Raw genomic sequence first — 21322 nt, forward strand, 5'->3', positions numbered from 1 at the left:
AGAAACCCTATTTTTATATTTTTATGACTAACTTTGCTATCAACGATCTACTAATTTTAATAGCACAAATTATTTATAGTAATAACCATTAATTTTAATTTACCCTAAATCAAGGATCATATAATGAGTCAGCTACACCCTAGTCTAGATATCGATCAAGCCAATCAACAGCTACAAGGTAAGTCACCTGAGCAAATCGTCGAATGGGCGCTAAGCCAAGCCAAAAACCCAATTATCACTACCAACTTCCGCCCTTATGAGTCAGCGATTTTGCACTTAGTGGCCAAACAGCGCCCAGACATCACTGTACTATGGGTAGATTCAGGCTATAACACTGACGCGACTTATAAATTTGCTAATAAAGTTATCAGTGACTTAAACCTTAACGTCATCACTTATATTCCTAAGCAAACTTCTGCCCATCGTGACGTCACTATGCAAGGTATTCCTGGGATTGATAATCCACTCCATGACGAGTTCACTGATCAAGTGAAGCTTGAGCCATTTCGCCGTGCGCTTAATGAGCTAAAGCCTGACGTTTGGTTTAACGCTATCCGTAAAGATCAAACCGAATTCCGTCAAGGGCTTGATGTGCTTAGTTTGTCTAAAGATGGGGTGTTAAAAGTTGCACCGCTGTTTGAAAAAACCGACGCCGATCTAGATGTTTACCTTCAAGAAAATGATTTGCCAAACGAGTTTGACTACTTTGATCCTACTAAAGTAGAAGAGCATCGCGAATGTGGTTTGCATACTCAGCTGTAAGTTTTCCCTATTACTAAACGCTAAAAGCCTTTTCATGACGAAAAGGCTTTTTTTATTTAAAATTTATTACTTTAATCGTTTTCCTGCTCTATCGATGTAGAACCACTCCCCATCTTTTTGCACATGAGCCGTGCCGTCAGCAAAGGGATAGGCAAAAGGAATATCATCATATATTAGAGGGATTTTAATCTCTCCCTTTATATCAATAAATCCATGTTTGCCTTGGTTATCTTTACCATTATTATAAACAAGCGCTAATCCATTAACAAAAGGGAAAACCACGCTATGATTCAACTCTTTGACTACCCTATTTGATCTATCAATGATCATAAACTTATTATCATGGTTAACGACTGCTAAAGCACCTGAAAACCAAGTTACGCTATCATACTCGATAGGTATAACGATATTATTTGAGCTATCAATAAATCCAAACTTCTCATTTTTCTCAACTGCCGCTAATCCCTCTTTAAAAGAAATAGTAGAATCATAGTCATAAGGGATAATCAGTTTATTATTAATGTCAATGTAGCCATCCTTTCCCTTTATCTCTACGGCAGACAATCCTTCAGAAAAACCAATTAAATCATCGTATATTATTGGAATAATCACTTGTCCCTGTTTATCAATAACTCCTCTTTTGCTATCGATCTCAACCACAGCTAAGCCCTCTTCAAACGGGTAAGTGCTATCGTAGATAAAAGGTATTATTACTTCACCTTTTGTGTCTATATAACCTGATTTTTCGTGGTTATGTATACTGGCTAAACCTTCGACAAAAGCTCCTAATAAATCGTATTCCGGTTTAATTTTTATTATGCCTTTTCGGTCAACGAAGCCATATTTGCTATTTTTTACAATACGAGCTAGGCCTTCACTAAAGGAGCAATATTCGTCAAATTCAACACCTTGCGGCATCTTATACCCTGCGTCTAGTTCACATTCCGCCAGCGCTTGCGTACTGATCAGCAAGCCAAATATCAGCCCAAAAATAGTGCCTGACTTTTTTAAAACCATCAAAACATTGCTAAAGTTCATAGTCACTGCCTTTAATACTTTAATACTTTAATACTTTAATACTTTAATACTTTAATACTTTAATACTTTAATACTTTAATACTAAGATTATGGGCTGTTTTAACTCCGCTTACCTCAGTTAATTGATGAAAACTTATAACTATTTTCATAAGAACACATCAGTCCGCACTAATAACCACATTAGCCATAGTTTAATGGCACAATAAGTTGAAATAATAAGCTAAAACAATAGCCAGCTATTACTACTAACCGCAGCATTAAAAAAGGATTCCTTTATGGCTAGCCAAAACCGCAGTAGTATCTCTAAAATAATGAATAATGACACCTTGCAACATGCCCGCTATTTAGCCGTTGCTAAGACGAGAGCTAAAGTATTAAAAGCGTTTTCAATGGTCATACCTATGCCCCGACCGCTACTATTCGTCGGTGATAAGTCTTGTCATGAGCTGTGCGACATGATTATCAATGAAGGTGGCACTAAGGTATTTATCGTTACTGATGCGGTGCTTAATAAGCTTGGCGTACCAGCAAAAGTTACCGACTATCTGCAAGCTAATAATATTGAGTATGTTATTTATGATGGCATCACCCCTGATCCTACTTTTAAAGTAGTTGAAGACGGTTTACGCCAGTCTAAAAATGCCAATTGCGACGCTGTGCTAGCTATCGGTGGCGGTTCAGTCATTGATGCTGCAAAAATGATTGCTATGAGTCAAGGTAATAACTGTCAGCCAAAACAGCTGATTGGATTATTCAAAGCCCGTAAGCCTTGCATGCCATTATATTGCATCCCTACCACAGCGGGCACTGGCTCAGAGGCAACTATCGGTGCCGTAGTATCCGATGATAAGACTCATCAAAAAGCCATTTCTATCGATCCAAAAATGGTGCCGTTGGCCGCCGCTATCGATCCAGCTATTATGCAAGGTATGCCACCCCATATCACTGCTGACACTGGTATCGATGTGCTCACTCATGCGTTAGAGGCATGGATGAGTGTTAATGCTGGCGCTGAAACGGACTACTATGCGGCGTCTGCAACTAAAGGGGTGATGGAGTATCTACCTATAGCTTATAAGGATGGCACCAATATAAAAGCTCGTGAAGAGATGGGTATTGCCGCACATTACGGTGGCATTGCTTTTAACAAAGCTGGTTTAGGTTACGTTCATGCTATCGCTCACCAATTAGGCGCACATTACGGTATTCCTCATGGTCGTGCCAATGCTATTGTCTTGCCCTACGTATTAGATCTAAACCGTAAAGCTAGTGAAAAACGCTTGGCAATTTTAGCGAAAAAAATCGGTATCGTTGAGAGTGGCAAGGTAGGTAGTAGTGACGGTGACATAGCGGATAACCTAATCGCTAAGGTTAGAGAGTTACTAGCGACTGTGAACATCGATCCGACAGTCAAAGGCATGCAAACTAGCGATTTCGATAGCATGGCTAAAGCGGCAGCTAAAGAAGTTAGCGATACTTACGCCGTGCCAACTTATATGCCAGCATCGGGTATCAAACAGATTTTGACTAGAATTAAGCAAGCTAGTGATAAAAAAGAGGCTGAACAAGCTACAGCTTAAATATATTTAAGCTAATTTTGCTTAACCGTTGTGCTTAATCATTGTGCTGAACCAGCAGGGCATATTACTAGTAGCGTAATATGCCCTTATTTATGTCGATTAGGGCTGAAAATACATAGTTCTATACAGTGCTCACCCCTTATCTGCGCTGGTTCTTTGTAGCTTAGCTATTCCCTTTGTCATCAAAAATCGATTTTAATATCCCAATAACGACTATGCTAATGCCAATTCACTAGATGAGCCTATGCCAGCTATGCTCCATAATAGCGATATAAATTAAATCCTATTAAAATGTGAATTTTAAATACTATGAATACCTTTCCGCTGTTTTTTAAATTAGCAGGTCGCAAAGTGCTTATCGTCGGCGGCGGCGATGTGGCACTACGTAAGGCAGATTTGCTCAGCCGTGCAGGTGCTGCTATCACTATCCTTGCGCCTAGCATTTGCCCTGAGTTACAAGCATTACTGAGCAATAATAAAAGGCCGGCAACAGAAAGCCAGCACCAGTTAATATTTGAAAACTATCACAAATCTTATATGGCTGGCGCGCGTGTCATCATTGCTGGAACCGATGACGAAGCCCTCAATCATCAAATTCATGCTGATGCCACTGAGCTTAATATTCCGGTCAACGTCGTTGATACCCCGCATTTATGTGATTTTATTTTCCCGGCTATCGTCGATCGCAATCCGATTGTGATTGGTATCTCATCCAACGGCAAAGCGCCGGTATTAGCGCGTTTATTACGTGCCAGACTTGAGACTCTAATTCCGCAAGGCTATGGCAAACTGGCTAAGCTGGCTGGAGACTTTCGCGCAGAAGTTAAGACCAAAATTCCAACTTTGACAGGCCGTCGACAGTTTTGGGAGCGCGCCTTTGAAGGACAAGTTAGTGAGTTGATGTTCGCTGGTAATGAAATCCAAGCCGCAGCGCAACTGCAAGCTGACTTAGACCGTACGGCAGCACAGATTGTTAAAGACAGTTTGCTTAGTAGCAAGGCTATTGATAATAATGATCCTCAACAGTCTGACCAACACTTTGATTCGTCAGCCGAAACAACCCGCTCAAGTAGCGTCCCTTCACGGTTAGAAGATAATGGCGTTCATCACAGTGACGGTGACAGTCATAGCCATCCAGCCACTAAAGCTGTGCAGCCAGTAGGTGAAGTCTATATCGTGGGTGCCGGCCCTGGTGATCCAGAGTTATTAACCTTTAAAGCCTTACGTTTAATGCAACAAGCCGACATCGTCTTTTATGATGCTCTAGTGTCTCCGCAAGTGTTAGACCTTTGCCGCCGTGATGCTGATAAAGTATTCGTTGGTAAAAAACGTAGCAATCATGCGGTAGCACAGCTTGGTATTAATGAATTGTTAGTCAATGAGGCTAAAAAAGGTCGGCGGGTAGTACGGCTAAAAGGGGGTGATCCCTTTATTTTCGGACGTGGTGGTGAAGAGATTGAGAGCTTACGGGCGCACAATATCCCTTATCAAGTAGTGCCCGGTATCACCGCCGCTAATGCCGCTGCTAGCTATGCTGGCATTCCACTGACTCATCGTGATCATTCGCAGTCAGTACGTTTTGTCACTGGCTTCTTAAAAGCGGGCGCGCCTAATAATAACTTTGAAAGCTTTCTTAACACTGATGAGACCGTCGTGTTCTATATGGGCCTGCATTCGCTGGCACGGTTGACTGAAGGCTTAATTGAAGCAGGTCGCAGTAGCGATACCCCTATTGCTATCGTCTCTAATGCCAGTATGGCCAATCAGCAAGTGCTAACGGGAACGCTGGCGACAATCAACGAGCTACAAGAGAAAAACCAACTGCCAACCCCAGCATTATTGATCATGGGTGATGTCGTGGCGCTACACCATGACTTAGCTTGGTACAAGCTAAATGAACAGCCGCACAACTCTAGTGATACTGCTGATAATTGGCTACGTGAAGGCACGGCTGCTACTCCAAAGGATGAATTGCTAGCTAACCACCCTGCACGCCAGCAAGCCCATGCCCTCTCAATGGTGGCTAATCTTGCTGATCAAAAACAGGCTGATAGTTTAGAGCAGTTAATTATTAGTTAGCTTACTCATGAAACCCGGTTATAAAAAACCACATCCGTCGTTAAGCGGATGTGGTTTTTTATTATCTTGCTAATTGTCTTACTAAATATAAGCTCAGTCATATTATGATTCTTACTATAGCCTAGCAAGCCCAGCAAATCCTGCTAATTCTTGCTAGAATAAAGCCTTTATATTAACTTTAATAATAGCCCTCTTATGCCCTCACTTGCCACTGCCATCTCGTCATCTTCAACTACTGACTGCAAACCCTTAACCGTGCTGCACACCTCGGACTGGCATTTGGGGCGTAGATTGTATGGGCGTATGCGTTATGAAGAATTTGAAGCCTTTTTAACTTGGCTGCAACAGACTATCAGTGCGCAGCAAGTAGACGTCTTGATCGTTGCTGGTGACATTTTTGACACTATGACGCCTAGTAACAAAGCGCAAGCGCTGTACTATGAGTTTTTAGGTAAAGTGTCAACCTTATGCTGCCAGCATATCGTTATAGTTGCTGGCAATCATGATTCGCCGACTTTTTTAGATGCGCCAAGCAAGGTATTGAAGTTTTTAAACGTCCATGTCATCGGCACCGCTTGTGAGGACTTGCATCAAGAAGTGCTGCTGCTAGAAGACCATCATGGCGACCCACTTTGCGTCATCGCTGCTGTGCCCTATCTGCGCGACCGCGATGTGCGTGGCAGCAAGGCTGGTGAGTCGGCTGACAGCAAAGACGCTAATGTCATCGCCGGTATTCGTGCCCATTACGATGAAGTGGCTAGTATCGCTAAAGCTCGTCAACAGCAGCTAATTGACACTTATAAGCGCCACATTCCTATTATTGCCACAGGACATCTATTTGCCGCTGGCAGTAAGACTACCGAAGATGATGGCGTGCGTGACCTTTATGTGGGTAATCTAGGTAAGATCTCTGCTGAGATGTTCGATGATTGCTTTGATTATGTTGCCCTTGGTCATCTCCATGTGCCGCAACGAGTCGGCGGTTGCGAGCATATTCGCTATTCAGGCTCACCCATTGCGATGGGTTTTGGCGAAGCTCGCCAGCAAAAACAAGTTTTATTAGTACAGTTTGGTGATGTGACAGACCTTGTTACTAATGAAGATTTAGTTGCAAAAGCAGGTCATAACGTGGTTAAAAACACTATTAAACTTACGGAAAAAAAGATCAAAAAAGTCATCAATAACTCTACGGCTCTGATGGACGATTTATTTGACTTTGAAGAAACAGAGGATGTTAACAGTAGTGATAGCATAGCTAAAGAGCTACATAGTCATCAAGCAGAAGAAAATTCTGTTTCGCTTACTAACCCTGCTAATAGTAAAACTCTGCATTTTGACGATGGTAATAAGATGCAAATTATTACGCTACCTATTCCCTGCTTTCAAAAGTTAGCGCAAGTTTCAGGTGACCTGCAAACTATTGCCACAACTATTAAAGCTATGACTCAGTTACAACCGATTTGGCTAGAGATTATTTATACTGGCGATGAGATCGTCAGCGAGCTGCGTGAAGAAATACAAGCGATGGTAGAGGGCTTAGCGTTCGAGGTGTTAAAAATCAAGAACACTCGTACTTATAATAAAGTGCTTAACCAAGAGCAAACCTCAGAGGCCTTGCAAGATCTTAATGAGCTTGAAGTGTTTGAGCGTTGTCTAACCACTCATGAGGTGGCTGAAAATCAGAAAGACTCATTACGGGATGCTTATCAGCAAATACTGCATAATATTTATCATGCTGACAGTCGGGCGCAATAATCAGCCATAAAGCCTTTGATACTTTGATACTTTGATACTTTTAATATAACTCTAAAACCATAAGACCCCACCATGCGCCTAATCGAACTGCGACTAAAAAACCTAAACTCCCTTAAGGGCGAATGGTATATCGACTTTGCCGATCCTGCTTTTATTAACGAAGGTATTTTTGCTATTACTGGGCAGACTGGCGCTGGCAAGACGACTATTCTAGACGCTATTTGTTTAGCCTTATATGGGGAAACGCCAAGGATTAATAGTATTAGTAAAAGCAGCAATGAGGTAATGACTCGGCAGACTGCAGACTGTTTCGCTGAAGTGGTTATCGCTCTCAATGGCAGTCAGTATCGCTGCCGTTGGGGTCAGCGCCGAGCTTATGGTAAGTCAGATGGTAACTTACAAGACGCTACTCATGAGATTGCTAAGCTAAACCTTGAGGAGCCAGCCAAAGATGATGAGATTTTAGAGACCAAGCTATCACGTACTAAAGAGAAAATCATTGAGCTAACACGCATGGATTTTCAACAATTCACGCGCTCCATTCTATTGGCGCAAGGTAGCTTTTCAGCATTTTTGAAGGCTAAAGCTGATGAGCGAGCTGATATTTTAGAGAAGATAACCGGGACTGACATCTACGCTACTATCTCCGAGCACGTCCATGAAAAAAAACGCGCTGAAGAAGATATTCTAAGCAAGCTGCAAATCGGTCTTGAGGGCTTGAGCCTATTAGATAGCGCTCAAGAGGCTGAGCTTAAGCACGCCTTAACTACCCATCAGACCACTCTGACAGCGCAGCAACACACCTTTAAGCAGTTAAATGAGCAGCTTAATTGGCTGGATGCTGTGCATGAGTTGCAGCAAAAGCAACTGAATTTTAGCACTGAGCTTGAGCAAGCTAAGCAAGCCCAGCAAGCTTTTATCCCTGATGCTACTCGTCTAGCAGCCGCTAATAAAGCGCTAGAAATTGATAGTCAATACAGTCAGTTAGTTAACAGTCGTGATAATATAAGGCATTTAACTGCTCAACAGCAGCAGATTACCAGCCAGCTTGCTGGGCAACAAGTTAGCTTACAACAAGCGGCTAATCGTCTCACTACTGTGCACCATCTACAAGCTCAAGCTGATAACGAACTACACGCGACTTTGCCTATTATCATAAAAGTACGTGCCTTAGATGCGGATATAAGACAGCAAGCACATAGCTTGAGTGATTATAACCAACGTCAAGATACGCTATCTACTAACCTGCAATGCCAAGCGGCAGAGCTTGTTAATCACCAACAGCAGCAAGTCGCTAATCAGGCGCAGCTGGCGAGTACTGATAAGTATCTTGAGGACAATAGTCAACTTAGTGACCTTGATACGGATACCGCTATTTTTGATAGTAATTGCAGCCGTTTAAAAGCTTTACTACAAGATAACATCAGCCAAGCACAAGCTAAAAAGGCTGTTGACGCTCAAGCCAAACACTATCAGCAGCAACTTGCTAAATTAGCTGAGCAGCAAGCGGTAGAGCAATTGGCAATAGCTACAGCTCGCCAGCAGCTTAGCGAATTACAGCAGCAACAAGCTGCCTTGCTAGCTAATAAATCACTAGCTGATAGACGGATTGAGCAAGAGCAAATTGAGCATAGCAGTAGTCAAGTTGAGCAAATAAAAGCTAAGATCCAACAGTTAACGCAGCTATCCGAACAAATCAATGCTATAAACTCAGCGCTACCCATAATTAATGATCAACTGCTAATTATCGAGCAACTAATCAGCAAAGACGAGTCGGCCATTACTGAGACTAAGCTCAAACGCCAAGATAAACAGCAGCACTTAGACTTGCTACAAAGAGTCGCTAAGCTCGAAGATTATATTGTCGAGTTAGAAGAGCATAGCCCATGCCCACTTTGTGGTGCTACTGAGCACCCGTACGCTAAGCATCATCCCTTTTTAGAAACCGGCAAAGACAGTGACAACAGCAATCAGCTGTCGCCAACTATGCAGACTAAGCATCAGCTGAATGAATTAGATAAGCTTCTCGATAGCTTACAGCATACCTTATCAGCGCATCGTATCGACTATGCCACTAAGCAAACTAGCATTGTGCAACAGCAGCAGCAATTAACCCCTTTATATAATCAAGTCAAGGCTTTAACTGGTGACATTGAAAAGATAATAGCCACTCAAACCCCTGTATTAGTCTCATTACCACCTTCAGTATCAACTATCATTGCGCCATTAACCACCATAGCTGCCGATATGGCGGCCCTACGCCAACAGCTAGAGGGCAAAGTAGCAACTGCCATCATCACTGATCATGCTACCTCGTTAGCGTTAATAAATACCATGCAGCAACAGCTCGCTGAGCAACGCAATGCTATTAGAGCTGTGCTAGCTCAATATGAAAACCTCACCAGCTCCCTGACACAGAGTAGTAAAGTTATCGAAACCAAGGAGCAGCAGTACTATAAGCTGACAGCGGATATCAGTGCGATTGAAAGCGATCTAAAACTTAGTCTGCAAAAAACCGCAACTATAGATAGCACTATAGAAAATAACTTCTATGAGCTGGCAACAGTCAGTAGCACCGTTCAATCTTTAGTCGCTAAGTATCCCCTAAGCAGCTATGTTGCAGAGCTAACAAGCGATTCTTTTGCAGTGGATACTGTTTGTAATACTTTGCCAACAGTTTTACCGTTACTAAGCACTAGTATTGATCAACAAACGCTTGTCGATGCGGCAGAGGCTAACGATTATATAGAGCAGTTGCGCCAATACCGTAGCGGCTTAGTACAGTTAAAAAAGCTATTCAATAGCAAAAAACAGTCCCAGCAAACGCTGTTTACTAACCTTAGTAGCCTAAATACTCAGATAAAAACCCAACAGATGCAGCTTGATAAGGATACGGCGGAGCTTGATAAGCTCAGCGAGACTATCAAACAGCAGACTGAATTATTGAACCAATTAAGGCAGGACAGAAAGCAGCAGTTTGACCATAAACACCCTGATGAAGAGGAAAGTCGGTTACGCTCTTTAGTTGCACAGGCCACTAACGAGCAAATAGCGGCGCAAAGACTGCATGACAATACGGCACAAGCATTAGCACAATTAGAAGAAAAGCAGCAGCAGCTGATCGCACAGCTACAGACAGCTACTCAGACTATGCAAGCTCAACAACAGGCTTTTACAACTGTATTAGCAGCATCGCAGTTCACGGATGAAGCGGCTTTTGTGGCGGCGCGCCTACCTTTAGAGCAGCGCAGACAGCTTACTCATCGCCAGCAAAGTATCGATAACCAGCTGCAGCAAGTACAGTCATTACTGACTCAAACCTCCCAAGCGCTCAAGCATAAGCTGGACACCCCACTGACTGTGGCTGACCGAGCCACACTTGCCGCCGAACAACAGCAAATGCAGGACAGCAATACTCGATTGAGTGAAATGATTGGGGCGATAAGTGGGCAGCTCAAAGACAATAATGACAAAAAAAGCGCTCAACAACACAAACGTCAGGCTATTGATGAACAAAAACAAAAGCTACAAGTATGGCAGCAGCTACATAAGCTAATTGGTTCGGCCGATGGTAAAAAATACCGTACCTTTGCTCAAGGGCTAACCTTTGATATTATGGTTCGCCATGCTAATACTCAGCTGCATAAGATGAGCGACCGCTATCTGCTGATTCGTGACGATAATAATGCGCTAGAGCTCAATGTCATCGACAACTATCAAGGTGGCGAAGTGCGCAGCACCAAGAACCTCTCCGGCGGCGAAGGCTTTATTATCAGCCTTGCCCTAGCGCTTGGATTGTCGCAAATGGCCAGTCATAACATTCGTGTCGATTCGCTCTTCTTGGATGAAGGCTTTGGTACATTGGATGACGAATCACTCGATATCGCCCTCGATACTTTGACTAGCTTGCAGCAAGAAGGTAAATTAATCGGGGTCATCTCTCACGTTCAAGCCTTGAAAGAGCGTATATTGACCCAAATTCAGGTCAAAAAACTCTCTGGTGGCTTTAGTGAAATCAGTGGTCAGGGCTGTCATAAGATTATCAGTTGATGAAGTAACAAGTTTAAGAATCTAGCTACAAAGGCTTTGATATGGATATGCTTATAAAGAAACTCATCGATAGCTTCTACGCTAATGTCCTACCTATTAGTGTGTTTTGCTTAACGGTGGTGGCCTCTGTTTTAATTACTACCTCTGCTCAAGCGACCATCAACTGTGCTGGTTATTTGCCCAATAGCTATTTTGAGCGTATTGATGACGATAGCAAGTTCGCTGGCAAGTTGATTGAATCGGCAGATAGCAGCCAACAGCTAGAAGACTTAAACGGCAAAGTCTTATTAGATAACTTGACCGATGCTTATATATTGATGAATAAGTACCTACTCGCCAGCAAAGATACGGTAAGTGGGAAGAAATACGGAGTCGTTACCGCAACAGGCGAAGTTATCGTACCTTTTGCTTACGATGATATTGTGACTGAGCCTGACATTTATACTAGCTTTATTGTCAGTATTGATATGCCAAACGGACTAATCAAACAAGGCATTGTTGATCGTGAGGGTTATTGGATATACCCTGCGGTCAACAATGCACCACAACAACGTAGAATCGACAACGGCTACGGCAATTATCGTTATGCGCAACCAACCCAGCGACTCATCGAAGCAGTCGATGTACCACTCAATCTTACAGCCGCCGCTATCAGTCACGCACATTATGATAGCGACAATGATCGGGATTATTTTTTAATCAAATCTTTAGTAGGCGCTGGCAAGTCAGCTCAGGTTGGCTTGCTTAATGATCAAAGCAACTGGGTAATTGCGCAGCAATACGATGAGTTGCAACCACTAAACGCTTGTAACGGTCAGCCTTTGTATTTACAGGCTATATCTACAAAAGCATTTACTTCAAAAATGCAACGGCAAACGGCTCTCCTCGATCAAAATGCCAGTGTTATTATCCCTTTTGCAGCCAATCAGAATATTGAGGTTTTTAATAGCAGGGATAGCTCGACACTATTTTTACGTAGTGATTTAATCGAAGGTAGTACAGCTACTGGGATGACTGAAGACATCAAGAATGACATCGTTAGTGCCCAAATTATTGACGCTAAAGGTAAAGTAATATTGTTATCAGAGTCAGCTATCGTAAAACTGCTATACCATCAGCTTTATGCTTACAAGCAAGATGGCAAGTTTGGCCTTATCGATGACCGAGCCAATATGGTATTAGCGCCACAGTTTGATAGTTACCGTGATGAAGGCAATAAAGTATGGGTAGAAAAGCAAGGTAAGATGTTTGATTTAGCTACGTTGATTGAGTTGGATTAATTATTTTGTGCTTCAATTATTAAACAATAAAAAACCACCCTTATCATAAGAGTGGTTTTTTTAGATCTATTAATCACTAAACTCGCTAAGTAATCCTTACTTAGTAACTATTCCGCTCAGCTCACTCATCAATACTGACAGTGCTGATAAGCTAATAGCTTGCTCATCATTACCATCTAATTTTTGCATCTCGATAGTAACTGACTCTAGCTGCGCTTGATGACGAGACTTCCAGTCACTAAAGGCTTGCTTAGCATCAGGCTGAGATAACAGTGCATCCATAAGCATACGTAAGCTACGTGATAGCTCATTCACTAGCGCATGACGAGCACGGCGATCCCAATAGTCTTGCTGTGGTAGAGTAGCAATATTATCCATCATCCAATCAAGTTGTAACACCCGATAGGCTTCAAAGTATAGCGAGGCAATCTCATCGACAGGGCGTTCATACTGCTCAGCGAGTAAAGCTGCATCCAGAGCATCAACATGATATGCAAGCATAGCAAACAGCGCCGCATCCTTATCAGATAGGCCATCTTTAGTTAAGCTGGCAGTATCTTCTTGCAAGTATTGAGCGTACTGCTGCTCAATAAAGCCGCCTATTTTAGTCAGTTTATTGACACTACCGACGAAGCGATCAATCATATCCGTCACTTGTAACTCTTGACCAAAGGCATTGATGAACCACACTACCCCACGCTCAAGCGCATCACGCAGGCGTAGCTCGAGATTAAGTAGCAGCTTAGCATCGACTTTATTATCCAAGGCTTCTAGCATTTTCCATGCGGTGGATACTTCAAACACATCACGAGTAATGGCATAAGCACGAATAATAGTATCTATGGTTTGTCCGGTTTCCTCATAAAGACGGAATAGCGCTTCAATACCTAGACGGTTGACCACACTGTTAGTCAAATAAGTACTGATAATCTCACGATGTAGGCGATGTTCTGTCATCTCACCAAAGAAGCGGCCAACTAGCTCATCAGGGAAGTACTTGCGTAGTTCATTGACGAAGTACGGGTCGTCAGGCAAATCAGACAATAACAAACTATCGTAAATCCACATCTTGCCATAAGCCATAACTACGGCTAGTTCTGGGTTAGTCAAACCAGTTCCTGCTTTTTGACGTCGAGCAATCTCTTCATCTGCTGGCAAGTATTCAATCGCTCGGTCTAAGCGTTGCTCAGATTCTAACAGCTGAATAAAGCGCTGATGATCGCTCAAGTTAGCCGCTGCTCGCAGATGGCTTAGCTCGATAGCTTGTGGTTGTAGATAGTTTTGACGCAGTACTAACTGTGCGACTGTATCCGTCATACTCTCTAGTAGCTCATTACGCTGCTTAAGGGTCATATCACCTTGCTCGACAACTTTACCGAGTAAAATTTTGATATTGACCTCATGATCTGAGCAGTTAACGCCACCTGAGTTATCGATAGCGTCAGTATAGATGCGCCCGCCAGTTTGCGCATACTCGATACGACCTTGTTGAGTGAAACCTAAGTTACCACCCTCACCGACGACGGCAGTGCGTAGCTCGCCACCATCGACACGTAGCGCATCGTTAGCTCGGTCACCAACATCAGCATGGCTCTCGTTAGCACTTTTGACATAAGTACCAATACCGCCATTCCAAATCAAATCAACGGGAGCACGAAGTAATGCGCTGATAAAGTCGTTCGGCGCTAAACTATCAGCGCTAATATCGAACAGCTGTTTCATCTCGGCACTAATAGCGATAGTTTTATCGTTACGTGAGAACACCCCGCCACCTTGGCTAATTAGTGACTTCTCATAGTCATCCCAAGTAGAGCGCGGCGTATTGAATAAGCGCTCACGCTCAGCATAAGAGTCTTCAGTATTAGGATTAGGATCTATAAAGATATGCAGGTGGTTAAAGGCGGCAACCAGCTTAGTATGAGTCGATTGCAGCATACCGTTACCGAATACATCGCCGCTCATATCACCGATGCCGACGACGGTGAAGTCATCACGGTTTTGAATATCCATACCGCGCATACGGAAGTGACGTTTCACTGACTCCCAACCACCACGTGCAGTGATACCCATAGCTTTATGGTCATAACCGACTGAGCCACCAGAAGCAAAGGCATCATCGAGCCAAAAGTTATATTCAGTAGATATAGCGTTGGCAATATCAGAGAAACTAGCGGTCCCTTTGTCAGCCGCGACTACTAAGTAGGGATCGTCTTCATCATGACGCACGGTGTTAGCTGGCGGGACGATATTACCGTCAATAATATTATCGGTGACATCGAGCATCCCACGTAAGAACGTCTGATAGCAAGCAATACCTTCTGCTTGGAAGGCTTCACGACCATCAGCAATAGTCTTAGTTTTGACAATGAAGCCACCCTTAGAACCAACTGGTACGATTACCGCATTTTTGACCATTTGTGCTTTTACTAGGCCCAATACTTCCGTACGGAAATCCTCCATTCGATCCGACCAACGCAGGCCACCACGTGCCGCTTTGCCGCCACGCATATGTACAGCTTCAACACGCGGTGAATAGACAAATATCTCGAACATCAGCTTAGGTTTAGGTAGATTCGGAATATCCGCCGCTAAGAACTTAAAGGACAATCTATCTTTGCGCTGACCATCGCTGTCAGTCTGATAAAAGTTAGTGCGTATCATAGCGTTGATTAGATCTAGGTACCAACGCAAAATGCGATCTTCATCTAAGCTATCAACTTCGACTAGCGCTGCTGTTAGCTGTTGCTGAATTTCTGTCACTTTCTCAGTGCGTATACTACTATCATGCTCATCATACTTAGGGTTCATACGAGCATCGAACAGACTGACTAATGCCACACTAATAGCGCTATATTTGACCAAAGTTTGCTGCACATAAGCGCTAGAAAACGGTGCTCTAGCTTGGCGCATATAACTCGATAAAGCGCGCAATATAACCACTTCATAAGTATCAAGTTTAGTAGTTAGTATTAGCTCATTAAAGCTATCGCTTTCGACACGTCCTGCCCATATCTCTTTTAGACTGTCCTCAAACTGAGCACGCACAACACGCATATCGATAGTATCAACATGCTCTAAGTTTAGCTCGTATTCTTGCATCCAGATTGACTGCTCTGGTAGATCAAACTCATAAGTTTGCGCTGAGATGACTGATACCCCAAAGTTCTCTAATACTGGTAACACTTTCGACAAGATTACTGGTTGTTGACGGCCATATAGTTTTAGATGCAGCTGATTACTAGCGTCGCCCGTTGACTTATACAAATGCCATAGCATTGGGGATTCATCATTTAAGCCCGCTAAGCGCTTAGTATCTTCGACTGCTGTTCTAGCATCAAAACGTTCTTGGTAAGCCGCAGGAATATAGTTTAAAAAACGGCGCTGTAACGCATTAGCCTGCTGTTCACCGACATTATCGAGCATCACTTGCTGATAATTATCTTGCCATGACTCCATCAATGCTGATAGCTCAACCTCTAGGTCACTATTGTCAACAGTATTAACTTCCCCTGGCACTGTGCGTACATGCACATGAACACGGGCGTGCTCAGACTCATTAAACTCAGTAGTGAAGCCTGATGAAGTGCCACCATAAGCCGCTTCTAATACTTTTTGAACTTTTATTCGTAACTCAGTATTGAATTTATCACGTGGTATATATACCAAACAGGAAACAAAACGTTGGTAATGATCTACTCGGCTAAATAGGCGTAGACTTTTGCTATCCTGCAATTGGCTAATACCATAAACAATAGGATATAGCTCTTCAACGCTGGCTTGGAATAAGTCATCACGTGGCAAAGTATTGATCACATGCATCATTTTATGATGAGCATGTCCATTACGTGGTAGATCTGACATCGCCATGATCTTGTTAGCTTTTTCACGCAATAGTGGGATTTGTTTTACCGTAAGCTGATAGGCCTGTGAGGTCAAAAGCCCTATAAAGCGATATTCACCAATTAACTTACCTTGGTCATCAAACTTATGGATACCCAAAAAGTCCATATATACCGAACGATGAATCGGTGATACACGGCTTGATTTAGAGAGCATCAATACTCGTGGCTCAGTTAGCAGCTGTTTTAAATTAGCAGGTAATTGATGAAAGCTATCAGAGATCTTATCTTCATCAGCGCCACGTAATAATCCCAAGCCACTATTGCCAATAGCAAACAGCTCTAGGTCAGCGCCTTGTTCATTATCTTGCCCTTCTAGACGATACTCTCTAAATCCTAAGAATATAAAGTGATCATCAGATATCCAGTCTAGAAATGCTTGGATTTCTTGCTTAGAATAGAACAACTCTGGTAAAGCTTGCTTAGTCAACTCGGCTTTGATAGTGGCTAACTGCGACTGCATTTGCTCCCAATCACCGACTACGACATCTAAAGTGTCTACTTTTTCTAATAATAATTTATGTAGTATCACTAATTCATCGTCATCCTGATAAGCAATCTCAAAATGGATCAACGACATATGCGAAGTACCACTCTCAGGCGCGCTATCAATTTGAGTGATATGCCCTTCTTCATCACGTTTCACACTGACAATAGTGTTGTATATACGATGCACGTCGATACCTTGATCCTCAAGGCTCATCAGTAAACTATCTACCAAAAACGGTCGATCATAAGCTACTATTTGCACTACAGTATGCGAACTATGAAAATGCTGTTCCTCAGCAATAGGATTTAAAATAGCCAATTGCGGCTTGCTGCCGTCATAAGCTTTGAGTAAAGTAAAATGGTGTAGACCCATCCCTGCTAAATCTACATCACTAATATCATCCGCAATCTCGTTATGTAATGGTCGATAGTAGCTCTGCAAAAAATAATCAACTAGCAATTTATCTTTTTGTACGTAGCTGGTAGCAATAGTACTTATTTGACTAATACGTTCCGCTGAGATATTAAGTGAGTTGGGCATAACAATTGTCCTTGTTATAATTTATTAATTTATTTTTGGGTTAATATGAATAATGCTGTCCATGCTCATAATTCATAGCTTTGTTTTACTCAAGCCTAATTATTGCTCAAGAATATTGTTAGTTATTCTTAGACAATTGTTTAGAATCAAGCCTCATTTTCTCTATCTTTCTACTAACTATCGTTACCTTGTTGCTGCTCGAACTTTTATCTGGTTATTATTGAGTAGAGATTATTATGATGCTGCCTCTAAAGTGTAACCCAGCTATTGCCATAGCTGACGCTTACAACATCATTTCATGAATAAGCTTTACTCTCATAACCTTTATTAATGAGACTGCTCTTAAAGAGAATTTTGCTAAAAAAATAAGGGGTATTTGCTAATATTGTCGTTTATAACGCAATGCAAAAACCCACTTAGATAAAGCCTAACCTATATCACCGTTTTATGCTACGCCTAGTCATTTATTAATAACAAAGTAGTCGCATTATCTGTTTTTCACGCGTTTCAACATCATACAATGTAGATATTATGCTTAATGCCTTAAACTTATTGCTATTACACGCTTGCCTACGAATACACATAGTAATTGAGATCAGTTTTTTGCTAGAATACGCCAAGCTGATTAGCGGCAACTCTCTATGGTAACCTGAGAAGCCATCGATTTTGGCATAATGACATAATTATAAGAAAGCTCGACATTTTAATACGTAATATCTTAATAGTTTAGAATTTTAGAACTCAGCATTTAAACACTTAAATACCCAGTAGTTAAACTCTCAGCATTAAGGGCAAAACGCATGATGAATATTTTGATAATTGGCGCAGGTGGACGTGAACACGCTTTAGCATGGCAATGTGCCAAAGATGACAAGGTACAACGAGTTTATGTGACCCCAGGTAATGCAGGTACTGCCCTTGAGCCAAAATGTGAGAATGTCATTTTAGAAACTGCCGCTAGTGACTCAATTGCTGGCGAGCACAGTGCTGTTATTGAGTTTTGTCAAAATAATGCTATTGATATGGTTATTGTCGGCCCAGAAGCTCCGCTAGTTACAGGTGTAGTAGACGCTTGCCGTGCTGCCGGAATCAAGGCTTGGGGGCCAAGTGCTTATTGTGCGCAATTAGAAGGCTCTAAAACTTTTGCTAAAGAGTTTATGGAACAGAACAATATTCCCACTGCGGCTTATCAAGGTTTTACTGATCCCGTAGCGGCCAAAGCTTACGTCGATCAGCAAGGTGCTCCTATTGTGATAAAGGCCGATGGACTCGCAGCTGGCAAGGGCGTCATTGTTGCTGAGACCGTCGAGCAGGCACATCAAGCTATCGATGACATGCTAGCTGACAATAAGTTTGGTGATGCTGGCAGCTGTGTGGTGATTGAGCAGTTCTTAATTGGCGAAGAGGCCAGTTTTATTTGTATGATTGATGGCAATAACATTCTGCCAATGGCTACTAGCCAAGATCATAAACGAGCCTTTGAGGGTGATACTGGACCAAATACTGGCGGCATGGGTGCTTACTCTCCAGCGCCAGTAGTTACTGACGAAGTGCATGATAAAGTCATGGCGCAAGTTATTCAGCCAGTGGTCGATGCTATGAATGCTGCCGGTCATCCTTATACTGGGTTTTTGTATGCCGGTCTGATGATTGATGACGCTGGTGACCCATCGATTATTGAGTTTAACTGTCGATTAGGCGATCCTGAAACTCAACCTATCTTGATGCGTTTACAGTCATCGATGGTTGACTTAGTGACTCAAGGGCTGGCAGGTGAATTACCTAGTCAAGCAAAATGGGACCCGCGCCCCGCTCTAGGTATTGTGGTTGCTTCCAAAGGTTATCCTGAAAGCGCTTCTAAAGGTGATGTGATATCAGGATTACCCAAGCTTGTGGATGCCGATATTCCAGCAGTAAAAGTTTTTCATGCAGGCACGACTTTTTCTGACAATAGCCAAACCATAAATAATGATGATGTTAATAGCAAAGAGATAACGACTAATGGCGGGCGTGTATTATGCGTCACTGCACTTGCGGATAGTATCTCAGAGGCTCAGCAAGCAGCCTTAATGGTCACTGGAGCGATTAGTTTTGACGGTGCGCACTATCGTCGCGATATTGGTCATCATGCTATTGCCCGTGAGCTTGTGTAGTTCACTAGCAAAACAATACTGCTGCTTTAGTGAAGTAAGTGGCGAATCAAAGCGTCTTTTATGGCCAAGAGGTATTGAAATTAAATAAGTAGACACCGCTAGATTATCAGTGCTTAACAGTATTATTTTAAAGCCTGTTGAGCACTTGTTACCTTCGGTCAATCTATGGCATTTAGTGTGATACAATTTTGTATATTGGCGTCATCGCTCCCTTGTATTGTGAGTCTCTGACCCACAAATCATTCTTACTCTGACAAATACCTTATACTTATGGCAAATGATACGTCTAAACCTACTGATAATAAGCAGTCCATCGATAGCCTGAAAACTTCAGGGTTTGAACGTCGCATGTCGATTGCTAAAACCTCCTTAAACATCGGGCGACGCTGGGCAGGTAACAGCGTTTCGGGAATGTTTTTGGATAAAAAAGCCCGTTCAGCACGTAACCAAGTGTTTATGGAAGCGCAGGCAAATTATGTGGCTCAAGAGCTAGGTAAATTAAAAGGCTCAGTAGTCAAGATAGGTCAAATGCTAGCTATGTATGGCGAGCATGTGCTGCCCCCTGAAATCACTCGTGCTCTGCAAACTCTCAATGATGATACTGCTATTTTGGCATGGCCAAAAATTGAGCAAACGTTACGTCGTACTCTGGGGAGTAAACTCGATGAGCTTGAAGTTAACCACACGCCTATCGGTACTGCTTCTCTTGCTCAAGTACATCGTGCAACCGTCATTGCAACAGGTGAAGATGTTGTTTTAAAGATTCAATATCCAGGTGTTGCCGATGCTATTGATTCTGACTTAGCGCTGTTTAGGCGTCTATTAAAAGTCAGTAATGCTGTGCCACAGACCCGAGCGCTGGATACTTGGTTTGAAGAGATTCGCGACTTACTACATGTGGAAGTTGATTATACGATTGAAGCTGCTACTACAGAACGTTTTTATCAACGTTTAGCAAATGATCCGCGATACTCAGTACCAAAAATTAATCGGGATTATTCTAGTAAGTATCTTTTGTGTATGAGCTATGAGGCTGGCGTATCAGTAGCTTCAGAAACTCTGAAACTTCTGCCTAATGAGCGTCGCAGTGCTATTGGTCAAGCGGCGATAGAAATCATGATGCAAGAAATTTTTGTCTGGGGTGAGATGCAAACGGATCCAAATTTTGGTAATTATTTAGTGCGTATTGCTGATGAGAATGACCCTCAAGCGCAAGATAAGCTAGTATTATTAGACTTTGGGGCGATACGTCAGTTCGACACTCAACTTCTGACTATTGCACATGGCCTACTACGTGCCGGCTACCATCATGATCATCAAGCTATGAGAACGGCGATGACTGGTTATGACTTCTTCGACAGTATGAGTGACAAAGTAAGCTCTGATATTGCCACGTTATTTTTACTAGCGACTGAGCCGTTTAGTAATCCTGACACTAACCCTGATATTCCCTCTAACTGTTTAGACCATAGTAAACGTTATATTTGGGCTAATAGTAAGTTACATTCTCGAATTTCAGCAAGAGCTCAACGTGCTATGCAATCATTTGAGTTTAATCTACCACCAAAAGAGTTTATGTTTATTAGTCGAAAGTTCATCGGTGCTTATACTTTTCTAACGGTACTTGATGCACACACTGATTCAAACAAGTTAGTTAAACCTTTTTTATAGTTAAATACCATATTGTTCACTGAAT

General features: G+C 42.5%; 10 protein-coding genes. 8 read left to right on the forward strand and 2 right to left on the reverse strand.

Going from position 1 to position 21322, the window contains the following annotated elements; translation table 11 throughout:
• The first annotated feature begins 123 nt into the window (after positions 1–123).
• Positions 124–762 (forward strand): phosphoadenosine phosphosulfate reductase domain-containing protein, encoded by a 639-nt coding sequence (locus tag JMY09_RS02465; RefSeq protein WP_201622011.1) that lies wholly within the window; start codon positions 124–126, stop codon positions 760–762.
• A gap of 66 nt (positions 763–828) precedes the next feature.
• Here JMY09_RS02465 and JMY09_RS02470 read toward each other — a convergent pair whose 3' ends face one another.
• Positions 829–1800: a WG repeat-containing protein gene (locus JMY09_RS02470; RefSeq protein ID WP_201622012.1), complete on the reverse strand. Its 972-nt coding sequence runs from the start codon at positions 1798–1800 to the stop codon at positions 829–831.
• 275 nt (positions 1801–2075) lie between these two features.
• On the opposite strand from JMY09_RS02470, the gene JMY09_RS02475 reads away from it, so the two are divergent.
• The 5 genes from JMY09_RS02475 to JMY09_RS02495 all read left to right on the forward strand — a co-directional run bounded on the left by JMY09_RS02475 (position 2076) and on the right by JMY09_RS02495 (position 12544).
• Positions 2076–3380 (forward strand): iron-containing alcohol dehydrogenase, encoded by a 1305-nt coding sequence (locus JMY09_RS02475; protein ID WP_201622013.1) that lies wholly within the window; start codon positions 2076–2078, stop codon positions 3378–3380.
• Positions 3381–3689: 309 nt separating this feature from the next.
• Complete coding sequence (gene cobA, locus JMY09_RS02480; protein WP_201622014.1) at positions 3690–5459, forward strand: uroporphyrinogen-III C-methyltransferase; 1770 nt, start codon at positions 3690–3692, stop codon at positions 5457–5459.
• Positions 5460–5654: 195 nt separating this feature from the next.
• A complete protein-coding gene (locus JMY09_RS02485; protein WP_201622015.1) occupies positions 5655–7214 on the forward strand; it encodes an exonuclease SbcCD subunit D C-terminal domain-containing protein in 1560 nt (519 codons plus the stop codon).
• A gap of 72 nt (positions 7215–7286) precedes the next feature.
• Entirely contained in the window at positions 7287–11264 is a 3978-nt protein-coding gene (locus JMY09_RS02490; RefSeq protein ID WP_201622016.1) for an AAA family ATPase, read from the forward strand.
• Between the two features lie 41 nt (positions 11265–11305).
• A complete protein-coding gene (locus tag JMY09_RS02495) occupies positions 11306–12544 on the forward strand; it encodes a WG repeat-containing protein (RefSeq protein WP_201622017.1) in 1239 nt (412 codons plus the stop codon).
• A 96-nt stretch (positions 12545–12640) separates the two neighbouring features.
• Here JMY09_RS02495 and JMY09_RS02500 read toward each other — a convergent pair whose 3' ends face one another.
• On the reverse strand, positions 12641–17473 hold the full coding sequence (locus JMY09_RS02500) for an NAD-glutamate dehydrogenase (protein ID WP_201622018.1): 4833 nt from the start codon (positions 17471–17473) through the stop codon (positions 12641–12643).
• Between the two features lie 803 nt (positions 17474–18276).
• Between JMY09_RS02500 and purD the strand changes: the two genes are divergently transcribed.
• Both purD and JMY09_RS02510 read left to right on the forward strand, forming a co-directional pair.
• Entirely contained in the window at positions 18277–19626 is a 1350-nt protein-coding gene (purD, locus tag JMY09_RS02505) for a phosphoribosylamine--glycine ligase (RefSeq protein WP_201622165.1), read from the forward strand.
• A 270-nt stretch (positions 19627–19896) separates the two neighbouring features.
• Complete coding sequence (locus tag JMY09_RS02510) at positions 19897–21297, forward strand: ABC1 kinase family protein (RefSeq protein WP_201622019.1); 1401 nt, start codon at positions 19897–19899, stop codon at positions 21295–21297.
• Positions 21298–21322: the final 25 nt, after the last annotated feature.

This window comes from Psychrobacter urativorans (assembly GCF_904846695.1).
Classification (GTDB): Bacteria; Pseudomonadota; Gammaproteobacteria; order Pseudomonadales; family Moraxellaceae; genus Psychrobacter; species Psychrobacter urativorans.